Source organism: Arthrobacter sp. 2MCAF14 (genome assembly GCF_052115645.1).
In the GTDB taxonomy this organism is placed as follows: domain Bacteria; phylum Actinomycetota; class Actinomycetes; order Actinomycetales; family Micrococcaceae; genus Arthrobacter.
In genome coordinates this window covers 1-19,616 of the sequence record NZ_JBFRHB010000059.1, presented here as the reverse complement: position 1 = coordinate 19,616, position 19,616 = coordinate 1, and the positions used below count along the sequence as shown (strand labels likewise).

At 59.6% G+C, this 19,616-nt stretch carries 23 protein-coding genes and 1 pseudogene; 15 read left to right on the top strand and 9 right to left on the bottom strand.

Annotated elements, in window-relative coordinates; translation table 11 throughout:
- Positions 1–153 precede the first annotated feature (153 nt).
- Positions 154–417: a hypothetical protein gene (locus tag AB4074_RS23370; RefSeq protein ID WP_441415529.1), complete on the top strand. Its 264-nt coding sequence runs from the start codon at positions 154–156 to the stop codon at positions 415–417.
- An 879-nt stretch (positions 418–1,296) separates the two neighbouring features.
- Here the strand turns inward: AB4074_RS23370 and AB4074_RS23365 are convergent.
- Positions 1,297–1,782: an AAA family ATPase gene (locus AB4074_RS23365; protein WP_441415528.1), complete on the bottom strand. Its 486-nt coding sequence runs from the start codon at positions 1,780–1,782 to the stop codon at positions 1,297–1,299.
- A 148-nt stretch (positions 1,783–1,930) separates the two neighbouring features.
- On the opposite strand from AB4074_RS23365, the gene AB4074_RS23360 reads away from it, so the two are divergent.
- The 3 genes from AB4074_RS23360 to AB4074_RS23350 all read left to right on the top strand — a co-directional run bounded on the left by AB4074_RS23360 (position 1,931) and on the right by AB4074_RS23350 (position 3,607).
- Positions 1,931–2,134, top strand: a complete 204-nt coding sequence (locus tag AB4074_RS23360) for a tautomerase family protein (protein WP_345452718.1) — start codon at positions 1,931–1,933, stop codon at positions 2,132–2,134.
- A 117-nt stretch (positions 2,135–2,251) separates the two neighbouring features.
- Positions 2,252–2,860: a hypothetical protein gene (locus tag AB4074_RS23355; RefSeq protein ID WP_441415527.1), complete on the top strand. Its 609-nt coding sequence runs from the start codon at positions 2,252–2,254 to the stop codon at positions 2,858–2,860.
- Positions 2,861–3,211: 351 nt separating this feature from the next.
- Positions 3,212–3,607, top strand: coding sequence for a DUF7793 family protein (locus AB4074_RS23350; protein ID WP_441415526.1), 396 nt, complete (start codon positions 3,212–3,214; stop codon positions 3,605–3,607).
- 58 nt (positions 3,608–3,665) lie between these two features.
- Here AB4074_RS23350 and AB4074_RS23345 read toward each other — a convergent pair whose 3' ends face one another.
- Positions 3,666–4,349 carry a hypothetical protein gene (locus AB4074_RS23345; protein ID WP_441415525.1) on the bottom strand — a complete coding sequence of 228 codons (684 nt, stop codon included), beginning with the start codon at positions 4,347–4,349 and terminating at the stop codon, positions 3,666–3,668.
- A 66-nt stretch (positions 4,350–4,415) separates the two neighbouring features.
- Here AB4074_RS23345 and AB4074_RS23340 point away from each other — a divergent pair, with 66 nt between their 5' ends.
- On the top strand, positions 4,416–5,174 hold the full coding sequence (locus AB4074_RS23340; RefSeq protein ID WP_441415524.1) for a phosphotransferase: 759 nt from the start codon (positions 4,416–4,418) through the stop codon (positions 5,172–5,174).
- A gap of 56 nt (positions 5,175–5,230) precedes the next feature.
- Positions 5,231–5,743, top strand: coding sequence for a MepB family protein (locus tag AB4074_RS23335; RefSeq protein WP_441415523.1), 513 nt, complete (start codon positions 5,231–5,233; stop codon positions 5,741–5,743).
- Here AB4074_RS23335 and AB4074_RS23330 read toward each other — a convergent pair.
- Complete coding sequence (locus AB4074_RS23330; RefSeq protein ID WP_441415522.1) at positions 5,701–5,973, bottom strand: DNA gyrase subunit A; 273 nt, start codon at positions 5,971–5,973, stop codon at positions 5,701–5,703. The genes AB4074_RS23335 and AB4074_RS23330 overlap by 43 nt on opposite strands.
- A 143-nt stretch (positions 5,974–6,116) precedes the next feature.
- Between AB4074_RS23330 and AB4074_RS23325 the strand changes: the two genes are divergently transcribed.
- Together AB4074_RS23325 and AB4074_RS23320 are read left to right on the top strand one after the other, a co-directional pair.
- A complete protein-coding gene (locus AB4074_RS23325; RefSeq protein ID WP_441415521.1) occupies positions 6,117–6,641 on the top strand; it encodes an RNA polymerase sigma factor in 525 nt (174 codons plus the stop codon).
- Complete coding sequence (locus AB4074_RS23320; protein ID WP_441415520.1) at positions 6,638–7,825, top strand: LysM peptidoglycan-binding domain-containing protein; 1,188 nt, start codon at positions 6,638–6,640, stop codon at positions 7,823–7,825. The genes AB4074_RS23325 and AB4074_RS23320 overlap by 4 nt, the downstream gene beginning before the upstream one ends.
- Positions 7,826–7,879: 54 nt before the next feature.
- Here the strand turns inward: AB4074_RS23320 and AB4074_RS23315 are convergent, their stop codons facing one another.
- Positions 7,880–8,632, bottom strand: a complete 753-nt coding sequence (locus AB4074_RS23315; protein WP_441415519.1) for a GAF and ANTAR domain-containing protein — start codon at positions 8,630–8,632, stop codon at positions 7,880–7,882.
- Between the two features lie 137 nt (positions 8,633–8,769).
- Here AB4074_RS23315 and AB4074_RS23310 point away from each other — a divergent pair.
- A pseudogene (locus tag AB4074_RS23310) lies at positions 8,770–9,133 on the top strand (TfoX/Sxy family protein).
- A 25-nt stretch (positions 9,134–9,158) separates the two neighbouring features.
- Here the strand turns inward: AB4074_RS23310 and AB4074_RS23305 are convergent.
- Entirely contained in the window at positions 9,159–9,347 is a 189-nt protein-coding gene (locus AB4074_RS23305; protein WP_441415518.1) for a YegP family protein, read from the bottom strand.
- A complete protein-coding gene (locus tag AB4074_RS23300; RefSeq protein ID WP_441415517.1) occupies positions 9,331–9,555 on the bottom strand; it encodes a hypothetical protein in 225 nt (74 codons plus the stop codon). The genes AB4074_RS23305 and AB4074_RS23300 overlap by 17 nt, the downstream gene beginning before the upstream one ends.
- A 748-nt stretch (positions 9,556–10,303) precedes the next feature.
- Between AB4074_RS23300 and AB4074_RS23295 the strand changes: the two genes are divergently transcribed.
- From AB4074_RS23295 to AB4074_RS23285, 3 genes are all read left to right on the top strand, one after another.
- On the top strand, positions 10,304–10,666 hold the full coding sequence (locus tag AB4074_RS23295) for a hypothetical protein (RefSeq protein ID WP_441415516.1): 363 nt from the start codon (positions 10,304–10,306) through the stop codon (positions 10,664–10,666).
- 39 nt (positions 10,667–10,705) lie between these two features.
- Positions 10,706–11,143 (top strand): hypothetical protein, encoded by a 438-nt coding sequence (locus AB4074_RS23290; RefSeq protein WP_441415515.1) that lies wholly within the window; start codon positions 10,706–10,708, stop codon positions 11,141–11,143.
- A 114-nt stretch (positions 11,144–11,257) separates the two neighbouring features.
- The gene (locus AB4074_RS23285) at positions 11,258–11,746 is read left to right on the top strand and encodes a MauE/DoxX family redox-associated membrane protein (RefSeq protein WP_441415514.1); all 489 of its coding nucleotides are present in this window, start codon (positions 11,258–11,260) and stop codon (positions 11,744–11,746) included.
- Positions 11,747–12,163: 417 nt separating this feature from the next.
- Here AB4074_RS23285 and AB4074_RS23280 read toward each other — a convergent pair whose 3' ends face one another.
- Positions 12,164–12,775 (bottom strand): NAD(P)-dependent oxidoreductase, encoded by a 612-nt coding sequence (locus AB4074_RS23280; RefSeq protein WP_441415513.1) that lies wholly within the window; start codon positions 12,773–12,775, stop codon positions 12,164–12,166.
- 151 nt (positions 12,776–12,926) lie between these two features.
- Here AB4074_RS23280 and AB4074_RS23275 point away from each other — a divergent pair, with 151 nt between their 5' ends.
- The 3 genes from AB4074_RS23275 (at position 12,927) to AB4074_RS23265 (ending at position 14,955) form a co-directional block, all read left to right on the top strand.
- Entirely contained in the window at positions 12,927–13,226 is a 300-nt protein-coding gene (locus AB4074_RS23275; RefSeq protein WP_441415512.1) for a hypothetical protein, read from the top strand.
- Positions 13,227–13,287: 61 nt separating this feature from the next.
- A complete protein-coding gene (locus AB4074_RS23270; RefSeq protein WP_441415511.1) occupies positions 13,288–13,851 on the top strand; it encodes a hypothetical protein in 564 nt (187 codons plus the stop codon).
- 129 nt (positions 13,852–13,980) lie between these two features.
- Entirely contained in the window at positions 13,981–14,955 is a 975-nt protein-coding gene (locus AB4074_RS23265; protein ID WP_441415510.1) for an aldo/keto reductase, read from the top strand.
- A gap of 90 nt (positions 14,956–15,045) precedes the next feature.
- On the opposite strand, the gene AB4074_RS23260 is transcribed toward AB4074_RS23265, so the two are convergent.
- Together AB4074_RS23260 and AB4074_RS23255 are read right to left on the bottom strand one after the other, a co-directional pair.
- Entirely contained in the window at positions 15,046–15,654 is a 609-nt protein-coding gene (locus AB4074_RS23260; protein ID WP_441415509.1) for a hypothetical protein, read from the bottom strand.
- Positions 15,655–17,809: 2,155 nt separating this feature from the next.
- On the bottom strand, positions 17,810–18,808 hold the full coding sequence (locus AB4074_RS23255; protein ID WP_441415508.1) for a DUF2599 domain-containing protein: 999 nt from the start codon (positions 18,806–18,808) through the stop codon (positions 17,810–17,812).
- Positions 18,809–19,616: the final 808 nt, after the last annotated feature.

Here is a 19,616-nt window from a genome sequence, read left to right as displayed (position 1 = left end):
TAAAGGACATCACCGCCGGGAACAGGTCCTTCAGCGCCGATCCCCGCGTCAGGGCAACCAAATCAGCTCACGCCGGCGCCGCAGGACCGCCCGGCGATAATGGACTGCCCCGGACGGGCAGGTGACCCGTTCCACTTCATATCGTCTAAGCAAATGAGCCAAGTCAGGAGCGATGGTCTTACGGAGCACGGCATACCGATCCAGCATTTCGTGCTCCACGCTGACCAGGCCACGCTCCGCGACCGCATACAGAACGACAAAGACCTCGGACCCTCGACGTTCCGCTTCGCGTACTTGGAGCCATACGCCGAGGCAGCTCGTACTTGGTTGCACGATGAAGCTGAGGTCATCGACACCACACACATCACACCGGACCAAGCCGCGCGGCAGATTGCGGATTCGGTGCTTGGCCGCTAAGAGAGCCCCAGACGGATCGACTGACGCGCACCACCAAGGCGCGTGAGGCGCCTTCCCGAGCCGCTCCCGCGCGCTCTCCGCTCAGGGCTCGATCTAAGGGATGACCGTAGAATCCAACGAGGCACCCCGACGGTTGCGCCGTGCTGCCCACCAGGCGGGCGGTTCACCTCCGATTCATACGATGACGCTACGGTTTGCCCGTGAAGCGCTTTTTTGGGCACCCCGTGACCTTGTGGCCGTCTATGCGGAACCGCCTGCACGTCTACGCGCTGCCCGCCCCCGACCTCCGATCGGCGCTGGGAGAACGTCAGCGCGTCCTGGCGGCGTTCGACTACTGCTCCATCCAGCCAGTCGACTACCTGCATGCAACGGTGCAGCAGTTCGCGGTTACCTCCGACGAGGTCAGCCCCGAAGATATGGACGCCTTCATGGCCAGGCTCAAGAGCCTCGCCGCCGAAACCAAGTCGTTCAGCGTCGAGCTGGGCGAACCGGAGGCGGATGATTACTCGCTCGGGGTCAGAGGGACGAATACGCCACCATGGGCGAAACTGACTGCGGCGGTCCGCGACGCCGCCGCCGACACCATCAACAAGAGCCAGTCGCTGCCCGGAGCCCCCTTTCAACCCTCATCTCACTTTGGGGTACGCCCTGGCCGAAGGCAGTACCGAACTTATTCAACAAGCGTCCGACCATCTGAGGGCACCTGCCCTGCCTCCCCTGACCATCAACGAAGTGCACTTCATAGCGGTCCACCAGGACGTCAACCGAGGCGCCTTCACCTGGGACACCACATCTCGCTTCCCTTTCAGCGAACCCCCGGCCAAATAATCGAAGCGAACGCCCCCTGGCTTCCGCGCGATGTGCACGCTGAAGGATCGGCTATCGGGCGTCCGCGCCGAGAACGCGCGCCACGATTCGGCTCGGCGATTCCGATGCATTGATGCGCTCTTCTTCTACGAAAGCTAACGGCTGCCAGCCGTGGTACCAGGCCCGCATCTCCTCCTCGCTGAAGGCTGTCGCTTGTGGCCGCATAGCGTGCCTGCGGACGGTTTCATCGAACGTAAGGTCGAAGGCAAAGAACCTCGCGTCGTTGCTCTGGGCGGCGACGCGTTCGAGCATCGCCGAATACCGCTCCGCGTTGAATATGCCTTCGAGGATGACGTGATGCCCTGCGCTGAGGCAGTGAGCTGCCGCGGCTTCAAGAAGGTCCGCGTGGGCGAGGCTCTCCTGTTCCCGCTCCCGGTACACGATCCGCCGGAAATGATCTTGACTGAGGATCGCAGTCGGCCAGCCCAGCGCTTGTTGTAGCACCGCCGCGATGGTGCTCTTACCGGAACCGGAGTTACCACGCAGGACGACGAGCATGTTTCGAACGTAACAGAGCGGTGCCCGAAGCGGGATCCCTCAGCGTGCGCTTGCGGACGGTAGCGCGATTCGCTCACTTCGAAACGCATCAGGCCCGTGAGGAGCCGGAGTCCACTCGTTCCTCCTCGGAGGATGCCACAATCTGTGCATGCCCCTCATTCAGGTTCTCAATGCATCCCCCTCCTCCACGGAAAAGAAGCGTCAGCTGCTGGCTGCGCTCACGGCCACTTACGCTGAGATTATGGAAATCCGTCCCGACACGATCCGGGTGATCTTGCACGAGCTCCCCCGCGAGAACTGGTCTGTTGCCGGCATCACGCTGGCGGATTCAGGACAGAACGAATCCGTCTGAACCAGAACGGCGCAATCCCCTCTGGAAATCCGTCGCCCCGATCACCGGAGTGGCCCGTTCGAGGATCCCCTGCGCGCAGGGTCGACATGTCCATCGGCTGGTGGGAGAGTGAGGGCCATGTCATTCTTTCCGGAGGTTGAGCGGTCGGCAGAACCGCGTCCCGCACCAGTAGAAACGCCGATCTGGGTAAGCCCGCCGGAGAACGAGTTGCCTGTTCCGGTCCCGGTGACGACAGTTCTTGCTCGCCGGCCTGGTGCCGCCTTGTGCCTGCGTCGCATCGACGTATACCGCGCGGGCTGCGTGTTCGCTTTCTCCGTACGCGCCAGCCGTCAGACCGACATGACAGACGAGCAATGGTTTGAGCTGATGGATAACCTCCAACCGCACCGTCCGTTCCGCAGAGGAACTGCCGAAGGATCCCTCCGGGTGGGAGTGGAACTGCCTGACGGATCCAAGGCCATCGGCGGCGTCATGGCTCACCGCTATCCGTTCGACGGAGCGGAACCACAGGGTACGCAGCTGACCATGAGCGGAGGCGGGGGCCGAGGCTCGGGCGAGAACTACGACTATCGCATGAACGCCTGGTTGTGGCCGGCGCCGCAGGCCGGTTCGCTGCGTCTGGTTTATGACTGGGCCGCCCTGGGGTTCAATGAAGGGTCGATCACCATCGAAACGCCACCGCTCATCACCGCGCAAGAAAACGTTCGGAGCATCTGGGCCCAATAACCCAAGCCCGCGACCCGTACACAGGCCACGCTATTGGTGCGACCACTACATCGACGAGCCTGCACGCCGAGTGGTATCGATAGCGTCCCGTAGAGGGATCGGATAATGGGACGCCATCACGGCCAGAGCTCCGCAAGTGTCCCGATGTGTACGCTATCCCCATGAGCAAGGCGACCTCGGAGAGCAGTTTGTGGCGACGGGTCCAGCATGCGTTGAGGAACCTGTTTGCAGACGGTGGGCCATTGGCGCCTGGATGGGGCTTCGCTCGACGGAAGAATTAACGAAAATGTTCGATAAATCACATTTGCGCCTCGGGAACCACTAGCCTCATCTGAGGACTAAGGGGGGGCCATGTTGGAAATCGCGTTGACCTGCGCAAACGCAATCTTGAATGTGGATGCGGAGGGTACGTTCCATCTGCGGTGGGTGCCGGGCTCGTCGGTGTCGGCCGATGATGTTCACGCTGTCGTCGCGGCCGTCCGGGGAGTGACCGGAGGCAGGCTGCAGCCGATGCTCGTCGAGGTCGTGGATGTGTTTATGAGTCTCGAGTCCCGAGTGACGCTGCAGGGGACGCGGTTTGTGTCCGCTGTGGCACTGGTCGGGGCCACAGTGGTCGACCGGGTGATGGCCGCGGCCCTGTTGCGTGAGCAGGAGTGCCCGCACGGATACTTCACGTCCGTCGAGGAGGCCAGGGAATGGCTGAATCGGTTGCCGGTGCCGGAGGCGTTGGAAGAATCCGCCGTCTAAGTGAGGAAAGAATTCGGGCACGAAGGCTGACCGCAGACGCTCCTGTCCTGCTTCGGCGTCATCCCCTCCGCGAAGCGTCCGGTACGGGTTCCCTCACCGGACGCATCATCGGGAGTGAGCGGTCTACATGCGCGCCCGGTTTGCTAGTCCAACTACTCGTGTCTTCTTCAACGAGCAGCCCGTTTGAACCGTAGAAACCCGAGTTGTCACGCTCGATGCCGAGAGCGCGGCAGTACTCGTTCAAAGACTCAAACGTGAACCGGTCCGGGATCTTCTTGGCCGTGTACTTATCGAGGTTCTCAAAAGGTTGAGGATCGCCGAAGAGCGTCCAAAGCCAGCGGGACTGATAGCTAGCCTGGATGGAACGAACATGCCGCGCTCCCGAATGGATCCAGAGCGCAGTGCTGCCGAAGCTGACGATCTTCCCATCGTGGGTGATGTGGGGTTGGTGGGATGTGCGGATGTTGAGGCAGTCGAGTCGCGTGCCGACAACATTCGCTGTCCCTATATCGCTGCCCTGGCTGAAGATGGCAGTCCATTCATCGGCGGTGGTCGACACCACGAGCTGCTTCCACGAGGGCATGGCCCAGGGTTCGAGGCGCTGAAGCATGGACGGGAGCGGTTCGCGGAGACGTGTGAAGCTTCTGCCTCCCGGCCGATTGAGCCATTCAGTCGTTTCGGTGACGACTCGCTCGAAAGGTGCCTTGATAAACCAGATTGGATCCATAGACGGCAGCTGCATCTCCAAATTATGGACCTTCCGTCGCACGGTGAAGGATCGGCTTACGGACGGAGCTAGCATCGAGTAATGGATGCCGAGCAGATACTCGAAGGTGGCAATGCCAGCGATGGCGTCGTACGCATTGGATCAACGGTCCGCAAGCCGTGGATGGACTCGACACCGAGCGTCTTCGAATTCATGACAGCTGTTCGGAAAGCTGGCGTCGAAGTGCCAGCGGTCCTAGGCCAGGATGAGCAGGGCCGACAAATCACCGAGTTCATTCCGGGGCGACTCGCGCTCGAGTCAGAGCCACTCACGCATTCGGAACTTCATCGTGTCGGAGCGATGGTCCGCGCGATCCACGACGCGAGCGAGTCATTCGTTCCACCGCGTGGCGCGCGGTGGACCGTGGCGATCCCATCACCGGGCGAAGAGTTGATCTGCCATAACGATCTCGCGCCGTGGAACCTCATCATCGGTGATCGTTGGACGTTTATCGATTGGGACGCTGCCGCACCGAGCACTCGACTGTGGGACCTGGCCTACGCCGCCCAAGCATTCACGCTCTCAGATACGAACCAGGCGCCAGAGGAAGCCGCGCAGAATTTGACGGCCTTCATTGGTGGGTACGATGCGGATCGACGTACGCGCGAACAACTTCCACAAGCGATGTCTCAGCGCGCCGCGGCGATGTATCACCTTCTAAAGTCTTCCCATGACTCGGGGCATGAACCGTGGGGCTCGATGTATGACGAAGGCCATGGGGACCACTGGCGGGCTGCAACGGAATACGCACAGCATCATCAGGATCTTTGGTCGAAAGCGCTTCTCACACCCCCACGCTGAGGGACCGTCAACCGGACAGGCTTCAGGCCGGATTCTTGAGCGAATACAGTTTGAGAGTGAATTTCCACGCGTTCAAGCGTTTCATCGACCTTGTGCCTGCTCTTGCCGATGCTCAGCCTGTCGTCCAGGTTGAAGAACAGAACAGTGACTACGAATCTGGGGCCGCCCGCATCGGGAACGAGCAGTGGCGAATCCGCACGGCCCGGATCACACCGACGAAACCCGGCGCCTTCGTCGCGGTGTGGAAGCGCGGTGAAGGCGGCTCGACCAGGCCCTTCACGGCTGAAGAGTCGATGTCCGGACTGCTTGTCTTCGTAGAGGGGCAGGAACGATTCGGGGTCTTCCAATTCACCAAGGCGCACCTGATCTCGCTCGGATACGTCAGCTCCGACCTTCATCCCGGCAAGCGCGGTTTCCGCGTCTATCCCGCATGGTGCACCGACCTGAATCCTCAAGCGTCACGCTCTCAGCGCGCACAGGGAGCTGCGTTCTCCGAGCTTCCTCCGAGTAACGCCTCGCGACCAGTTCAGCGCCCATCGGGCAACCTTGATCTGAGTTCTTCTGCATAGGAAGCGATTGCCTCACGCTGGTCGCGGGTGAATCTTCTGGCCTGCAGGTTGAGGACTGCACGGCTGCCCAGCTCTCCCACGCCCAACAGCTGACCCACCCGACGGATTGCTTCGTCCACGTCCTCTGAATCCTCGATCACCTGGAAGACCTCGTCCCGCCGATCCATCGCCCTCACCAGGGCCTCGTGGAGCATCAATTGTTGCCTCATCTGCCGCTCATCCTCATCCATGCCGCGATTCTTGCACGAATGGTTGTGTCAACTGATCGGGAATCGCTGGCCCCCACTTCGTGACTCGCCGGGCATCTTCTGAATGGCCCAGATTCTTTCAAGATTCTCGTTACAGTTTGTTGGCTGCCGGACATTAACTGGGCATGAGCTTGCAAACAATGGGGGAACGGGTGGATCTGGAGAGGGAAAAACGGTTCCTTGCCGCCCACACGGGGTCCCACGACCGTATCTACCGCTATTTCCGGCGCAGGACGGACGGCACCGCCACCGCCGAGGATCTGTGCGCGGAGGTTTTCAGGATTGCCTGGGAAAAGTCCGGACAGGAGGCTGAGCTCCCGGTGCTCGTCATTTTCGGAATAGCCAAGAACGTGCTCCGTAACCATGACAGGTCCTTGTCCCGGTCGGCGGGGCTCCTCGGTGCTTTGCTGTCGGAGCGCGTCCCCGGGACACCCACGGAGGAATCCGCCGTGCGGGATGCCATCGACCACCTAGGTCCGAAGGATCGGGAGGTGTTGCTGCTGACGTATTGGGACGGACTCACCGCCGTCGAAGTGGCCCATCTCCTCAACACGACGGCGACTGCCGTGCGAATGCGCCTGCACCGGGCTCGCAAGGAACTAGGCCGAATACTTCAGGAGCAGACAGTGTCAGAAGGAGCAACAGAATGAGCAAGGACCTTTCCCTCGCCGATCTGCTGTCAGCTGCCGATCCTGCGCTCATGATCACCGACGAGGAATTGGACCGCAGCCGCGATCGGTCTCTCTCGTTCGTGAATTCCGATGTCACTCACATCGCGGTCGGCGGATCTGTCCAGGACTTCCACCGCACACGGGCCAAACGTCATTGGGTGCGTTTCGCCGCTGCGGGGCTCGCGGCAGCGGCGGTCGCGGCCTGCATACTCGTGGCCTCGAGTTTAGTAACGGGTCCGGTCAACACGGCTGCGGCTCCGAGCGCCACCGCCATTGCGACGCCGTCCAGCCTCGGGAAGTCTTCCCTGACGGGGCCGACGGTTACCGATTCGTTTGGGAACGTGGATTACTACACCACCGTCTCCGGAGACACTGTTGCAGCGGTGGCCGCATCGTTCCACATCACGGAGAAGGAACTCGCCGAATTCAATGGACTTCAGCCCGTGAACGCATTGGCACCCAATACGAAGCTTCGACTGATCCCGGTTCCGGGTCCGATCTACGGCGCGAAGGGGACCGCTACCGTTGACGGGAACGGCATCCCCACCAGTTACGTCATCGAGGCCGGTGACACTCTGGGCGGGATCACCTACCGGTTCGGAATCACGGAGGAGCAGTTGGCGGAAGCGAACAAGGTCCCGTACGTGTACGAGAGGGGCAGCACTTACTTTCTCCGTGCCGGGAAGCACATCCAGCTACAGAAAAATCCCGTTGACAGCAGATCCGGTAAAGGAACGACGGTCAACAATTCATCCGGGCAGACCATCTTCTATACGACCGTCGAGGGGGACTCATTCGATAGCATCGGCTACAAATTCCGGTGCACCACCGAGCAGTTGCTGCAGTACAACACCTCCTTGGCCGGGGACCGGCCCATCCCCGCGGGGACCAGGGTGAGACTGATACCAGGAGAGCTGAAGATCGACGGGGCTCAAGGCAGCTTCACTGCCGACGCCGACGGGATCCCCCAGACCTACACCACTGCACCCGGGGACACCGAACGCCAGATCTCCTTCCGTTTCGGAATGCCTGATCTGGAGTGGGCGAACCGCCCGCTCACCGGCACCGACCGTGTCTGGTACGCCTTCATCGACCTACCCACTGGGGAGCTCGCCCCCGGCCAGACAATCAGCCTCGCGTTGACCAAGCCCATCCACAAGTAGCGGTCCTACCGGGGCCATCCAAACTGCCACGGCACTCCGCGCCCTGGCCTGCTCCTACCCCTCGAAGTGAGTTTCGATCCCGTTGCCGGAGAGCTGTTCGATCAGTTCGGTGGCTACGTCCCGTAGCTTGCGGTTGCGGTTGCTGGAGACCTTGGTAAGGATTTCCATCGCTTCAGCCTGCGAGCATCGGTTTTGCGCCATGATGACACCGCAGGCCACGTCGATGGCGGTCCTGCTTTGCATGGCTGATTCCAGGTCCTCTGCCCGGTGATGGGCGGAATCGATGCGCACGGACAGTTGGAGTATGTTGCGGGCAGCAGCGGCAAAGCCCACGGCCTTGTTGAAGACATCGGGGGTGAATGCACCTGGCTTGGATGCGAAAAAGTTCAGTGCGGCACTGGCGTCCTCGCTGATTTCCATGGGAATCCCCAACGAGCTATGAACGCCTATCTCTGCGAATTTCTTCGTGAGCGCCGGCCAGCGCAGATCTGTCGAACCGTCGTCGATGATCACCGGAGACATCTCCCGGAGTGCCGCGATGCAGGGGCCGTCACCGATCGCCTGCTCAAACCGGTCAATTTGCACGGCGCGTGAGCTGCCGCCCGCAGCAGTAAGGGGCCGGCGTCTGACTTTGACGGTGATGGCGCATTCGATCGCGTCGCCGGCCGCTTCAGACATCGCGGCAGCGGCGAGCTTAGTGAGCCCGGTAAGGAATTCAGAGGCATTCTCTGCGCGCACCAGAACAGACTGAAGATCAAGAATGCCTTGAAGCTGGTCTGCAGGTTCGTTTTCCGGTGAACTCGACATCCGCCCATCCTACTTTCCTCGTTTGACCTGTTCCCGTTTCATAAGGAGAACGGTGCCCCGACGCTGGCAGCCAGCATCCCGCCGTCGTATGCTGCATGCAGTCCTAGGCTTTCGATCCCCTACCGCGGAGTACGCACATGCAGATCCCCAAACCGTCCGACGCCGACAAAGACCGCTTCCGCGCGGTGGTGCCAGAGAACCCTGATGTCGTCGTCAAGCCGATGTTCGGGAACCTGGGCGCCTTCGTGAACGGCAATATGTTCGCCGGACTGTTCGGCCCGATGATCGGCCAAGCTTTCCGACGCCGACCGCGAGGCATTGGAGGCCTGTCACCAAACGCTTCCGTTCGGCCCGGAAGGTCGCGCCATGGGTGGTTACGTTGGCCTCCCCGAAGCTTTGAGTGACAAGGACGAGCAAACAGCGGAATGGGTCGAGAAGGCATTCGCCTACGTCGCAACTCTTCCGCCGAAAGCCGCGAAGCCGCGTTCGGCGAAGAAGTAACTGCTGCGGCGGCGGCGCACATAGCTCAGAATCGCGAGCGGTGGTCTTCAATGAGTCCGCTCGCCGCGATCTCACGGAAGGTATAGATCCTGCGGACCGCTGCGTCCGTGTCCCGGAATGGTGAGGAGACGGCAAGCTCTTTTCCGAGTTCGTCAACCAGCCGCACCCTGCAGCTACCCCCGTTGTCAGTGAACACTTCAAAGTGTCCCGCCATCAGAGAAGTTCTCGCCGACGGCGTCTGGGGGAGCAACCTTGGGCAGTGCGGGGTGCCCGGTAGCCGGGCCGTTGCTGAGCGGATGATAATGTCCCGATTCGCGTCGCCGCTCCAGCTCGCTCGTCACGAGATCCAGCAACGCCTGGGCTGGTTCGGAGAGGCGGTGGGTTGCGGCCGGGTGGGCTATTTCGTCGCAGTGAAGAAGCACGCGACGGATGCGTTCCAATTCCCGCGAGGGCACGAATGGCCATCGCCGAAACAGTTGTTGAACCGCGCTCGGCTTGGGCAGGTAGCCCCGCAGGGCTTCACTGGAAGTGTCCGCCGTCCAAACTGCACTCCGCCGTGCAGCTCGAACATCGAGGTGGCCGGCCCTTTGACCATGAAGATGGGGGTGACCGGGTTGAATAGGTGCCATGACTGACCTCCTCGTACTAAATCGAGAAAGCCAGCTGCTTGACCTATTCCAGCATATAAAAAGTGACTTACGTCATGTCAACCAATCTTCCCTTTGTTTCGGCCAGTAACGCGCTGGCGAGCCGGCCCGCTTGGATTCGATCAGCCTGACTAGACGGCGCGTTGCGTCGCGGAGGTGGATGTACGACGGCGCCCGGCACCCGGGCGGTTACGTTCACTTCCTGTGTGGTTCCGTCGCGGGAGCACAACGACGGCGTGGGTGACACTTAGACACACGTAGCACCAAACACGTAGATGCCGGCTCTTCTCCACTGAATTTGGCGATTTTCACACGGAGATTCGCCAAAAACGCACGGAGATTGACCGAATCCACACGGAGACGGGCATTCGCAGCTTTATCTTTCTTTCAGGATTGGGAGTCAGTAGCTCAACAACTGACCAATCTTCCTAACCAAACTATGTCGACCTAACCCTTGGGGGGATCATGAATTGGCACCAACTTGCCGGCTCATCGCTTGCCTTGGGACGTGGATGACTGCGTCATGAAACTTCTGACCATCTCCGCCGCCGTAATGCTCGTGATCGTTGCCACCATCGCGTCTTCTTTCAATCAGATCATCATGGGGATTCTGTCCCTAGCCGCAGCGGGAGCAAACCTCGCGACCTGGTTTGATCCGGTCAACCCAGCCGTCAACTCTTGGGCAGGTCCTGTGTTCGCCGTCTTCTATTTGGTGTTGGTAATCGTCGCACTTGCGTCGCTGATAGCGTCAAAATGGCTTCCCGCTCCAGTCAAAGTAGCGATTACCGTCGCGATCCTTGTGTTGCCGTTTGCAGGCTCCATTGCCTGGATCATCTACTCACAAATGCGGCAGCGGGGGTCCGAATGGCCGTCCAGAAGATCGTAGAGAGGCAGGTCTAAGTGAGCCTCGGGATTGGGGGAAGACGTGCTGATTTCAGAGGCCCGGCTGGCAGGTAGTTCCAAAGGCGTGATCTGGGGAATTGACGGCGCCTCAGTAATCCTCTTGGGCATCTCTGCACAAGCAGAGAACATCGTGTTGCCAGGAACCGTCATCGCGACCAGCGTCGTGGCCTGGACCTGGTTCGTTGTTCGCATGACGGTCTCCATCGCCGTCGCGGACGGGAAGATCGTCGGGCGCTGCAAGCCCATCGACGCGGCGACGATTCCGATCTCAGGCGTTTTGGCCGCAACGACTGCCCAAATACCTTTCCCTTCCCAGGGATACGGAATACGGGTCATTGCTAAGAGCACTCGAGGGGTGCTCGTGGGCGGTCCTGCGGTCGCCTTGGAAACGGCCTGCGGCGATGGATCATCTCAGCTTCACACGCCGAGGGGGTCGCCTCAACAATTCCAGAACAAATAGCGCCTAGGTAATGGTTTGAAAAGCTTGGGTTTGTCGCGACGACGGCGGACCCGGAGCCTCGCCGAGGCAGGTTGGAGACAGCAGTTCACCGTTTGGATGATTGGGGGGTTTTGCATGGATATTTTCTTGGATGTTGCCAGGCTTATTGGCGGTGGATACTTTATTTGGTCGGGCACATCAAAGTTCGGCCGTATTGCAGACTTTTGGACTCAAGTGATGGGCTACAGGCTCACTAGCCCGATCCAAACCAGACTCATTGCCTCGTATCTGCCTCCCACCGAGTTTGTTCTGGGCATGCTCTTTGCCACGGGCTATCTCACGATTGCCGCTGGGGTAATCCTGCTGCTTCTGCTACTCGTGTTCTCGATCGCGATCGGCACCGTCCTCATTCGGAAAATCGAGACAGATTGTGGATGCGCGGGGTCCGGAAGGCAGAAGGTTCGTCTGATCCTCTTAACCAGAAACCTGGGAATTGCCGCCATTGTCGTTCTCGGAATGTTCACGTCCGGCCCACTAGGTATCAGCAACGTCGTGATCACAATTTCGGGCGCGTTGCTGATTGGGCTACTCGGTACCGTCAACTATCGCACCCTAGGCAAATGACAGAACATTAGGGAGTAAATCATGTTCGGAAGAAGAGGAATTCTCAAGGGAATACTCGCAGGAGCGGCATCCGTCGCGCTCGGTACGGCCGGCGCGAACGCCGCTTCTGCGGCGCCAACGCCCAGTGACAATGTTCCGTGGGACAGAACGGGGCCAGGAAGTACGATCGAGATGCGATCATGGTCTTTTGGACCGATGGTGACGTTGTTCGAGAGGTGCAGCCGAGCGAGTACTCGAAAGGCCTCTTGTCACAGGGCGTGATCGCGGCTCGGGACAGCTGCTGCGTGCCATATGGTGCTCCAGTCGGTACCTGTTGCCAGTACAACTGGGCGGGACTTGTCCAGTGCTGTGCTCCATGTATTTTTGCTGGAACGGCGACTCTTCCCTGTGTACTTATTTGGTGCCCAATGTGCCACGTCATGAATTGCACTCGCTGGTGGTACAACTGTCCGTGATCAGGAGTTCGCCGTTCAGCGGCAATTGTTCATACAGTGAGTCGATGCCGTAGATCCGCCCGTAATCATCGTCCCGTTCGCGGCTTGCCATCCGCATCACCAGTGCTTCGAACGACACCAGCCTGGTTCCAATGGCTTTGCCTACTCCCCCGTAGCCAACCAGGAGAACGCGGCGGTCCGCCAGGCTGGGTCGCTGGCCGTAGCCCCACTTACCGGACGCCTGGTTACGCACAAATTCCGGAATCCCCCGTTGGCTGGCGATCATCATCCCCAAGGCGAGTTCCGCCGTCGACGTCTCATGGACTCCCGCCGCGTTGGCGAAAACGCATCCCGACGGCAAGACGTCAGCGACGCCGTCGTACCCTATCGACTGGCTTTGCACGAGCCTGACCGTCACGCGTTCCAGCGCCGTGAGCGCGTCTGGCCGCCCCATGTATGGCGGCACCAGCAGGTCGAATTCGTCCGCCGGGGCAGGACCGGTCAGGTCCCACACCACGAAGTCGACGTCGACGGAAGGTTCCATCGCGTCCAGGAGTTTCTGATCGGGCAAGCACACCCGCAGCGGCGCGGTCATCGTGCCACTACCTGATTGACATTCGTGGCGCGCAGCGCGGTTTTGCTCATTTCCCTTTTCCTGATTCCGTATTGCCGGTCGAATTAGCCGGAAGGCATGTCGTGTTCCAACACCAATTTACTTTCCCGCCGCGGTCCTGTGCCTGACGGCGGTGTCCACCTTCCTTGCCATCTGGTTCGGATTCGACTTTGATCCAGACGACAGGCCCGGCTCGCACTACAGTACCGAGATTCCCAAACGCCAGTGGGTGATGGCAGCGTCCGTCACCATTCCGGCAATGGCTGCTGTGGCGTCTGTGCGCTCCATTCTTACCCTGCCGCGAGAGGTTTTTTGGATCACAGCCGCGGCGGTTTTCCTGCTCATCGCGCTGGCCCCCGTCGTGTTTTGTTGGATGATAGGGATTGAGTCCATCGAATCAGCCAAATACTTCGCTGAACGCTTCGGCGCTTAGGACGCTTCGCCAGCGGGTCCATATCTGGGACACCGGGCAGGAACCCGGCCTATAGTGTGGCATGGCCGGGAAGGAACCGAGGATCAAACGTCTGATTGCGATCGGCCTCGGCTATGCCGTTAGCGCGGCTTTTGCTTTGATCGTCCTGCTGTCGCTCGGCTGGGAAAAACCCAACTCACTTCCCATATTCTTTATCATTTTGGTGGCCAGTTGGATCGTTTCGCTAGTGGTAGCCCGTGTAGTCAACCGACTCAGGTTCAAGCTATGGCGACGGCGCGGGTGGACGGAATTCTGGATTCGTTCGCCCGAACCATTACCCGGCGGCGTGGCCAACGGCTGGGTGCGCGGCCTGCTTTCCGTTCGCGCACCGCTTGTTGACTTCGTGACAAATGAGTCTCGGGACGGATCATGGGTCCATCCAGCTACTTTCCTCGTGAATGGCCGGATCCCACTTGACCGCAGGCACTTGGAGCTGTCGGATTTCGCCAGAGTCAACTTCGGCCCCGGTTTCCGGGTGGTTTCACTCCAGACCACACGCGGACCCATCGATGTGGCCGGGTATCCCGAAGCGCTCGACAAACTCGATGCAGAACTGTTCGGCCAATCCGAAGTTGCCAGTCAGTAGCTTGGCCGCTCTGCCTGCCCTCAACGTTGTGGCCTCATCGCGCACGTGCCTATAGTGGCCCTACCCGCACCCCTCTCTGAGCACCGTCCTGCCGTCCAGCACGTTCTGCCACCTACAGGAGAGAACCCCATGGAAAACCGCATACTTGGTTCATTGACCGTTTCTGCCCTCGGCCTCGGCTGCATGGGCATGAGTGAGTTCTACGGCGAGGGGGACGACCGCGAATCCGTCGCGACCATCAACGCCTTCCTCGACGCCGGCGGCAGCCTGTTGGACACCGCCGACATGTATGGGCCCTTCACCAACGAGAAGCTCGTCGGCAAGGCCATCGCTGGCCGCCGCGCCGATGTCGTGCTGGCCACGAAGTTCGGGAACGAACGCCGCGAGGACGGATCCTTCCTGCGCGTCAATGGCACCCCCGAATATGTCCGCTCCGCCTGTGACGCTAGCCTTCAACGCCTCGGCGTCGACCACATAGACCTGTACTACCAGCACCGCGTGGACAAGACCGTCCCCATCGAGGACACCGTAGGCGCCATGGCCGAACTCGTCCAGGCTGGAAAGGTCCGGCACCTGGGACTCTCGGAGGCAGCACCGGACACCATTCGTCGCGCCCACGCAGTGCATCCGATCACCGCCCTGCAAACCGAGTACTCCCTGTGGGAACGGGAGCCCGAAACGAAGGTCTTCCCGATCTTGGCCGAGCTAGGCATTGGGTTCGTTCCCTACAGTCCCCTCGGCCGCGGCTTCCTGACCGGGCAGATCCGCAGCGAGGCGGACTTCGCGGAGAACGACTTCCGCCGCCACTCCCCTCGCTTCCAAGGCGACAACTTCAAGCGCAACCTGGAACTCGTGGACCGGGTGAAAGAACTCGCCGACCAGAAGGGATGCACTCCCGGACAGTTGGCCCTCGCCTGGCTGCTGGCACAGGGTGAGCACATCGTCCCGATCCCCGGCACCAAGAAGCGCGAACGCCTGGCAGAGAACCTGGGGGCCACCGCCGTCGTACTCTCCGAAGAGGACCTGAAGCGGCTGGACGAGCTGGCCCCCGCAGGGTCAACTGCCGGAGCGCGCTATCCCAATATGGCCAGCATCGACACCTAGACACTGGCAAGCGAGGGCGGCCACCATGTTATCCGTGCTGGCCGCCCTTGCTTATGCCGATGATTGCCTAGCGTCGTTATGAATCTGCCCCTAGAGGGCCCTAACGAAAGATCGGACAAGGAGGTCATCCGGGCTGTAGTTTTCTGCCCAAGCCGCGAAACTCTCGTTGATCGCCATGATATTTATGTTGACGCAGAAGGTGCCGTTATCGGTACCGCTAAGTCCCGACGAGATACGCGGACAAAAGTCTTTACGCTCATCAATCATGGCAAAGATTCTCTCCAGGAACTCCTGGCGGTCTGGGCTAAGGAACCACTCGGTTGGCGCATGAGGGTCCGACTCTGAGTATCTAGAGGCTGCTCCCGCCCAGGTGTCGAGCCAGTGCTCGGGAGGATCGAGCACTGCGTTGGCTTCGATGCACATGCCTCTGAGAATGCCACGAATGGTATGCCAAGAGCCCTCGGCTCCGCCGAACTGCCGTTCTTGCGTTCCCAAGCCCGTGACTCTGATTCTGTTTGGCGTCGAGTCCCATTCGGCTTGTTCCCTCAAACTGGTGTGCGGTTCATCGGGGTGAAGTCTCGGACGCGCATAAGTGTTCCCGTCGGTTCCGGTGAACAGGCGTCCACATACTTCCACCGAGGAACCTTCGCGGACAGGGCGCAACTGCTGGCCGCTGGTTGTTTCACTCTTTGCCTTCATAGGGCGTGGCGACCTCCGCTTCGTTTAGACAGAATCAGGAACCAGAACCCAAAGCGACCAGCGGCCGGCGTTGAAAGAACCGGGACGATTCTGAAGACAGCGATAGTCAAGAATATAACGGTGCATATAAAGGATCGGGAAGGAGGCCCTTTTGCACGTCCCCTCGCTGTAAAAGTTGTCTTGCCAGACGTTCCGGACCTTGGCGACCTGCGGCTCCGTAGTTGCACCGACAATCGGAGCGGCCGGAGCCGCAGTCGACTCGGTGGTGACGGCCCGGGCGTTGGCGGCGTTGGTGCCCGAGAAAACCAGAACTGAAGATAGTGCGATTGAACAAAGGATATTACGACCATTAGGCATGACGAATTCCCCCAAAAGTCTGCCGACGGAGCGAGATTTTCTCGTTTCATCATCGGTGGTGGTCAGACACTAGTTGAGACTGATGGGAAAAATCAATAGCTCACTATCAATTTTGAGATCCGGGGCCGTTCCCGCGGCTCCGTTCGGACGAGGCTCTGATGGCCGCCAAGGGGTTGACCCTCCAAAGCGTCGTGGCCTAGTTTAAACAGACCGATCGTCCTGTTTTTGAACGCCGGCCTTCCGATGGAGATGAAGATGCGCCTCGTACGGAAATCGATTCTGTTCCTAGCGGTGGTTCCATGACAAGCCATGAAAGCAGAGCTTGCGACACGACCTACGGGCCTCTTCAACGAAAGAGCATCTGGCATGAGCATGAGCTAAGGAACTTCGACCTTATGGTCATAATGCAAATTTCCGGATGCGAGCACATTGCGGAGCGAGTGATCAGCGGTGAGTCAGTGTCCGCAAAGGATAAGTCGGTTTTGGTGATCGCGAATGAATTGGCGGGGCAAAAGGGCTACCTTCCTCTGTTTGACGTGACCGATGACGGTGCACGTATCTCGGAGAATGCAGGACCGGAGCTAGAAAAGTTCTTCAGGTCCGAGGAATGGCAAAAGAGGGATCGAAGCAGTACGCGGCAGCTCTAACTCCACGCCTCGACAAGTACCGGAAATTAAACAATCGTCCTGCGTGGAAGCGTCGAAGGCTGTCAGGGAGGTCTGCGAGATGACTGGTCGGGCTGTTGTATTTGCCGCGGTAGCAACGGGGTTACTTGTGTTCGTCGTTCCATACGTTGTCTCGGTACTGTTCGGTGTTGCTCCCAATGGGACCGAGACGTTGATCGTCGTCATCCTGCTTTGGATCACGGTGTGGACAGTCAGCAGAACAAGATTCAAGCGCGATACCCAACCGAGATGATGATCGCCTGTTATTTGTCGAATCGGAACTAGCTCTGAATGCCGGATTGCCCTAGGAGCATCAATCCGGCCTTCAGGACCTGCGCGCCTCTGCCTTCTCCGAGCCAATGCCAGCAGGAACACTACCGCGCTCAGCCCCATCATCGTCAGCCGCAGCCCTGACGCCAGAGCCAGAAGCAGGAAGGGCCACTAATGACGGATCCGCGACGTCATGCGGTGCACCTGGGCGAGCACGTCGTCCGGATCCGCTGCACCAAGAAGCGCGGAGGCTAGCAGAGAACCTGGCGGCCACCGCTGTCGAACCATCCGAACAAGACATGAAGCGCCTGGAGGAACTGGCTCCGGCAGGTCGAAACAACCTTGGAGTAGCGGCCTCATTCCAACAGTTCACATCGCCAAATTCGAAGAGTAAATGACAAAGGCGGCCACCACACAATGGGTGACCGCCTTTGTCTATCCGGCTGATTGCGTTTTCGCGTGATCCAAGGCCTTCTTGAATGGCTCAAGGCTTTGGCTAGTTGACCCACTTGCGGGTCTCCAGGGAGCCACTATCGTGTATGAATCTTGGGACCAATATTGCCAACCGGTTTCCCTCAATTGGGCTTCGTACTCGCTTCTTGCTTTGGGTGAGCCGTAGGCGATGATTCCAAACATGTCGTCGTTGAATTGGCAGGTGAACTTCCACCGGTCCGGCGGTCCGTTCACGATGTAGTCCTCGAACGACCCGCATCCGGCTTTGTCGGCGACTGCCTGAGCGATTGCCCGCCCTTCATCTACGGTGGTTGGCGTATCCGAGACATTCGCTGCCGCTGAACATGCTGACAGGCCCAGCGACGCCGAGAAGCCAATCGCCGCTAAGCTAACAAGCCGCTTTGTCGGCGTCAGTCGAACCATCGAGCGCCTCCAGGATTGCAGTTGGAAAGGACAGTATCCCAGTACCCAACGTCCGGGCGCCATTCGTCAAGGTTCCACGTCGCCTTGTTGGGGGTACGAATGGCAACATACTCTTGGTGGCAGATGAGCTGGTCACGCATGCCGTTCAGGTTCGTATTTAGACCGGCGTACCTGTACTTTGTGTACAGCTCGTCCCAGTCGTAGGTACCTACCCAGTAGCTGCCTGGAAAAGCCCTCGCCCAGCCCGTGGGGGTCACTTCGAAGATCCACCCGTCGGCTTGCCGGGACCAGGAAGCGTGGTCGATGAGGTCGATTCCATAATATGGGTCGGCCACAATCGGGTAGCTGAAGCCCCGGCCATGATGTTTGACTACCTGGCGCAGGGTTGAGCCCCGGACCTCGTATGAGGTCTTTACTTCGCGACCTGATGCGTCCTTCGCCCAGGCGGGAGCGAAAGCAGCCATCAGGCTTCCAGCCCCATCTATCGCCAAAGCTCCACCCTCCGGCACCAATTTCAGACTCCCGCCTTCCGGAAGAGAGACCGGGTAGTCGAAGACTTCAGCGCCGGCATCCGAAGTGATCACGGTTGCGATACGCGCTCCGCCGTCGAACGCCTGCACTGCGAGGGAAGCGGAATCACCGGACTCACCAAACACGGCAGCTCCGTCCGTCGAAACCGCTGCGCTCTCCCCTGAGCCAACCTTCGGAAGGCCGACGGAAATCGACTTTCCCAGACCTTGGCTGATTGTGACTGCGCCCCCAATCCTGTCTGGGACAGTTACTGTGGCACGCGGGCCGTGTGCCGACTTGCTCGACGGGTCGAGTTTGAGCCTGCCATGTTTGTCAGACGATGGCGCTGCCGCCGTCACTTTCGCGGACACGTTGCCTGCCCAGGTTCCGCTCGCTTTGGGTACGGCATATGCCACCCCGGTAGTAGAAAAAGTGGCAGCGACGACTAGCGCGGCGATCCCAATACGGTGTTTCATTCCCCCAACTTTCTCGATACAAATGCGCCAGCGAACATCAGACAAACATCAATCCGCAACACAGAATAAGGAACGGCGATGTTTGCGCTGGGTAAACGAGAAATGGTCTCGTCTGCTGAAGCGGATGCCTCAGGACGAAAATATGCAGGCGTGGCAATTTAGTCAAGTACTTTTAGCAAATAAATCAAAAGAGTTTTAATTGAAGTCGACGAACGAAGATGATCCGTCTCAATCTCATCGTTGAAGATTCACTAATGAAATAGCCTCAGCGCAGATAAACACTCAATTTTCAATTCCGACACCACTCAGTTTCGAGGTTTTACACACTCAAATTGGAACTTCCGCCACTCAATGGGACAGGGGTGTGATATAAGCGTCCGCCGGAGACCCGCACACACTCAGCTCGGAAGAATGGGAAAATCGGGATCCAAGCAGTATTCGGAGGCTCCAACCACTTCGTCCCGAGCCTCGGCACGAAGAAGCGTGGACGACTGGCAGAGAACCCGGGGCCACCGCCGTCGTACTCTCCCAACAGCCCTCAAGCCGCCAAACCTGGCCCGCACCTGATCGACGGCCAAAGCACCCACAAACAAAACAATCGGCCTGCGTGGATTACCACGCAGGCCGATCGTTTGGGGGCTAGCTATAGAGGGAAGAGATTAGCCGTCGTTGCCGGCGGGGGTGGTGGTGGCGGTGTAGCCCTCGAGCTTGAGCGCGGCCTGGGCGTACTTCTGGGTGAAGGTGTCGGGGATGTTGACCTTGGAGGTGTCAACGCCGATGGTCTTTTCCTCGTCGAAGATCGTCTTGG

Excerpts from the sequence above, each read along its gene's own strand:
- AB4074_RS23370 (WP_441415529.1), top strand. The coding sequence starts at position 154 with ATGAGCCAAGTCAGGAGCGATGGTCTTACGGAGCACGGCATACCGATC.
- AB4074_RS23305 (WP_441415518.1), bottom strand. The coding sequence starts at position 9,347 with ATGGCGGGACACTTTGAAGTGTTCACTGACAACGGGGGTAGCTGCAGG.
- AB4074_RS23280 (WP_441415513.1), bottom strand. The coding sequence starts at position 12,775 with ATGACCGCGCCGCTGCGGGTGTGCTTGCCCGATCAGAAACTCCTGGAC.
- AB4074_RS23365 (WP_441415528.1), bottom strand. The coding sequence starts at position 1,782 with ATGCTCGTCGTCCTGCGTGGTAACTCCGGTTCCGGTAAGAGCACCATC.
- AB4074_RS23325 (WP_441415521.1), top strand. The coding sequence starts at position 6,117 with ATGAGCTTGCAAACAATGGGGGAACGGGTGGATCTGGAGAGGGAAAAA.
- AB4074_RS23355 (WP_441415527.1), top strand. The coding sequence starts at position 2,252 with ATGTCATTCTTTCCGGAGGTTGAGCGGTCGGCAGAACCGCGTCCCGCA.
- AB4074_RS23295 (WP_441415516.1), top strand. The coding sequence starts at position 10,304 with ATGAAACTTCTGACCATCTCCGCCGCCGTAATGCTCGTGATCGTTGCC.
- AB4074_RS23350 (WP_441415526.1), top strand. The coding sequence starts at position 3,212 with ATGTTGGAAATCGCGTTGACCTGCGCAAACGCAATCTTGAATGTGGAT.
- AB4074_RS23255 (WP_441415508.1), bottom strand. The coding sequence starts at position 18,808 with ATGAAACACCGTATTGGGATCGCCGCGCTAGTCGTCGCTGCCACTTTT.
- AB4074_RS23315 (WP_441415519.1), bottom strand. The coding sequence starts at position 8,632 with ATGTCGAGTTCACCGGAAAACGAACCTGCAGACCAGCTTCAAGGCATT.
- AB4074_RS23260 (WP_441415509.1), bottom strand. The coding sequence starts at position 15,654 with ATGAAGGCAAAGAGTGAAACAACCAGCGGCCAGCAGTTGCGCCCTGTC.
- AB4074_RS23345 (WP_441415525.1), bottom strand. The coding sequence starts at position 4,349 with ATGCAGCTGCCGTCTATGGATCCAATCTGGTTTATCAAGGCACCTTTC.
- AB4074_RS23340 (WP_441415524.1), top strand. The coding sequence starts at position 4,416 with ATGGATGCCGAGCAGATACTCGAAGGTGGCAATGCCAGCGATGGCGTC.
- AB4074_RS23270 (WP_441415511.1), top strand. The coding sequence starts at position 13,288 with ATGGCCGGGAAGGAACCGAGGATCAAACGTCTGATTGCGATCGGCCTC.
- AB4074_RS23285 (WP_441415514.1), top strand. The coding sequence starts at position 11,258 with ATGGATATTTTCTTGGATGTTGCCAGGCTTATTGGCGGTGGATACTTT.
- AB4074_RS23360 (WP_345452718.1), top strand. The coding sequence starts at position 1,931 with ATGCCCCTCATTCAGGTTCTCAATGCATCCCCCTCCTCCACGGAAAAG.
- AB4074_RS23265 (WP_441415510.1), top strand. The coding sequence starts at position 13,981 with ATGGAAAACCGCATACTTGGTTCATTGACCGTTTCTGCCCTCGGCCTC.
- AB4074_RS23320 (WP_441415520.1), top strand. The coding sequence starts at position 6,638 with ATGAGCAAGGACCTTTCCCTCGCCGATCTGCTGTCAGCTGCCGATCCT.
- AB4074_RS23330 (WP_441415522.1), bottom strand. The coding sequence starts at position 5,973 with ATGGATGAGGATGAGCGGCAGATGAGGCAACAATTGATGCTCCACGAG.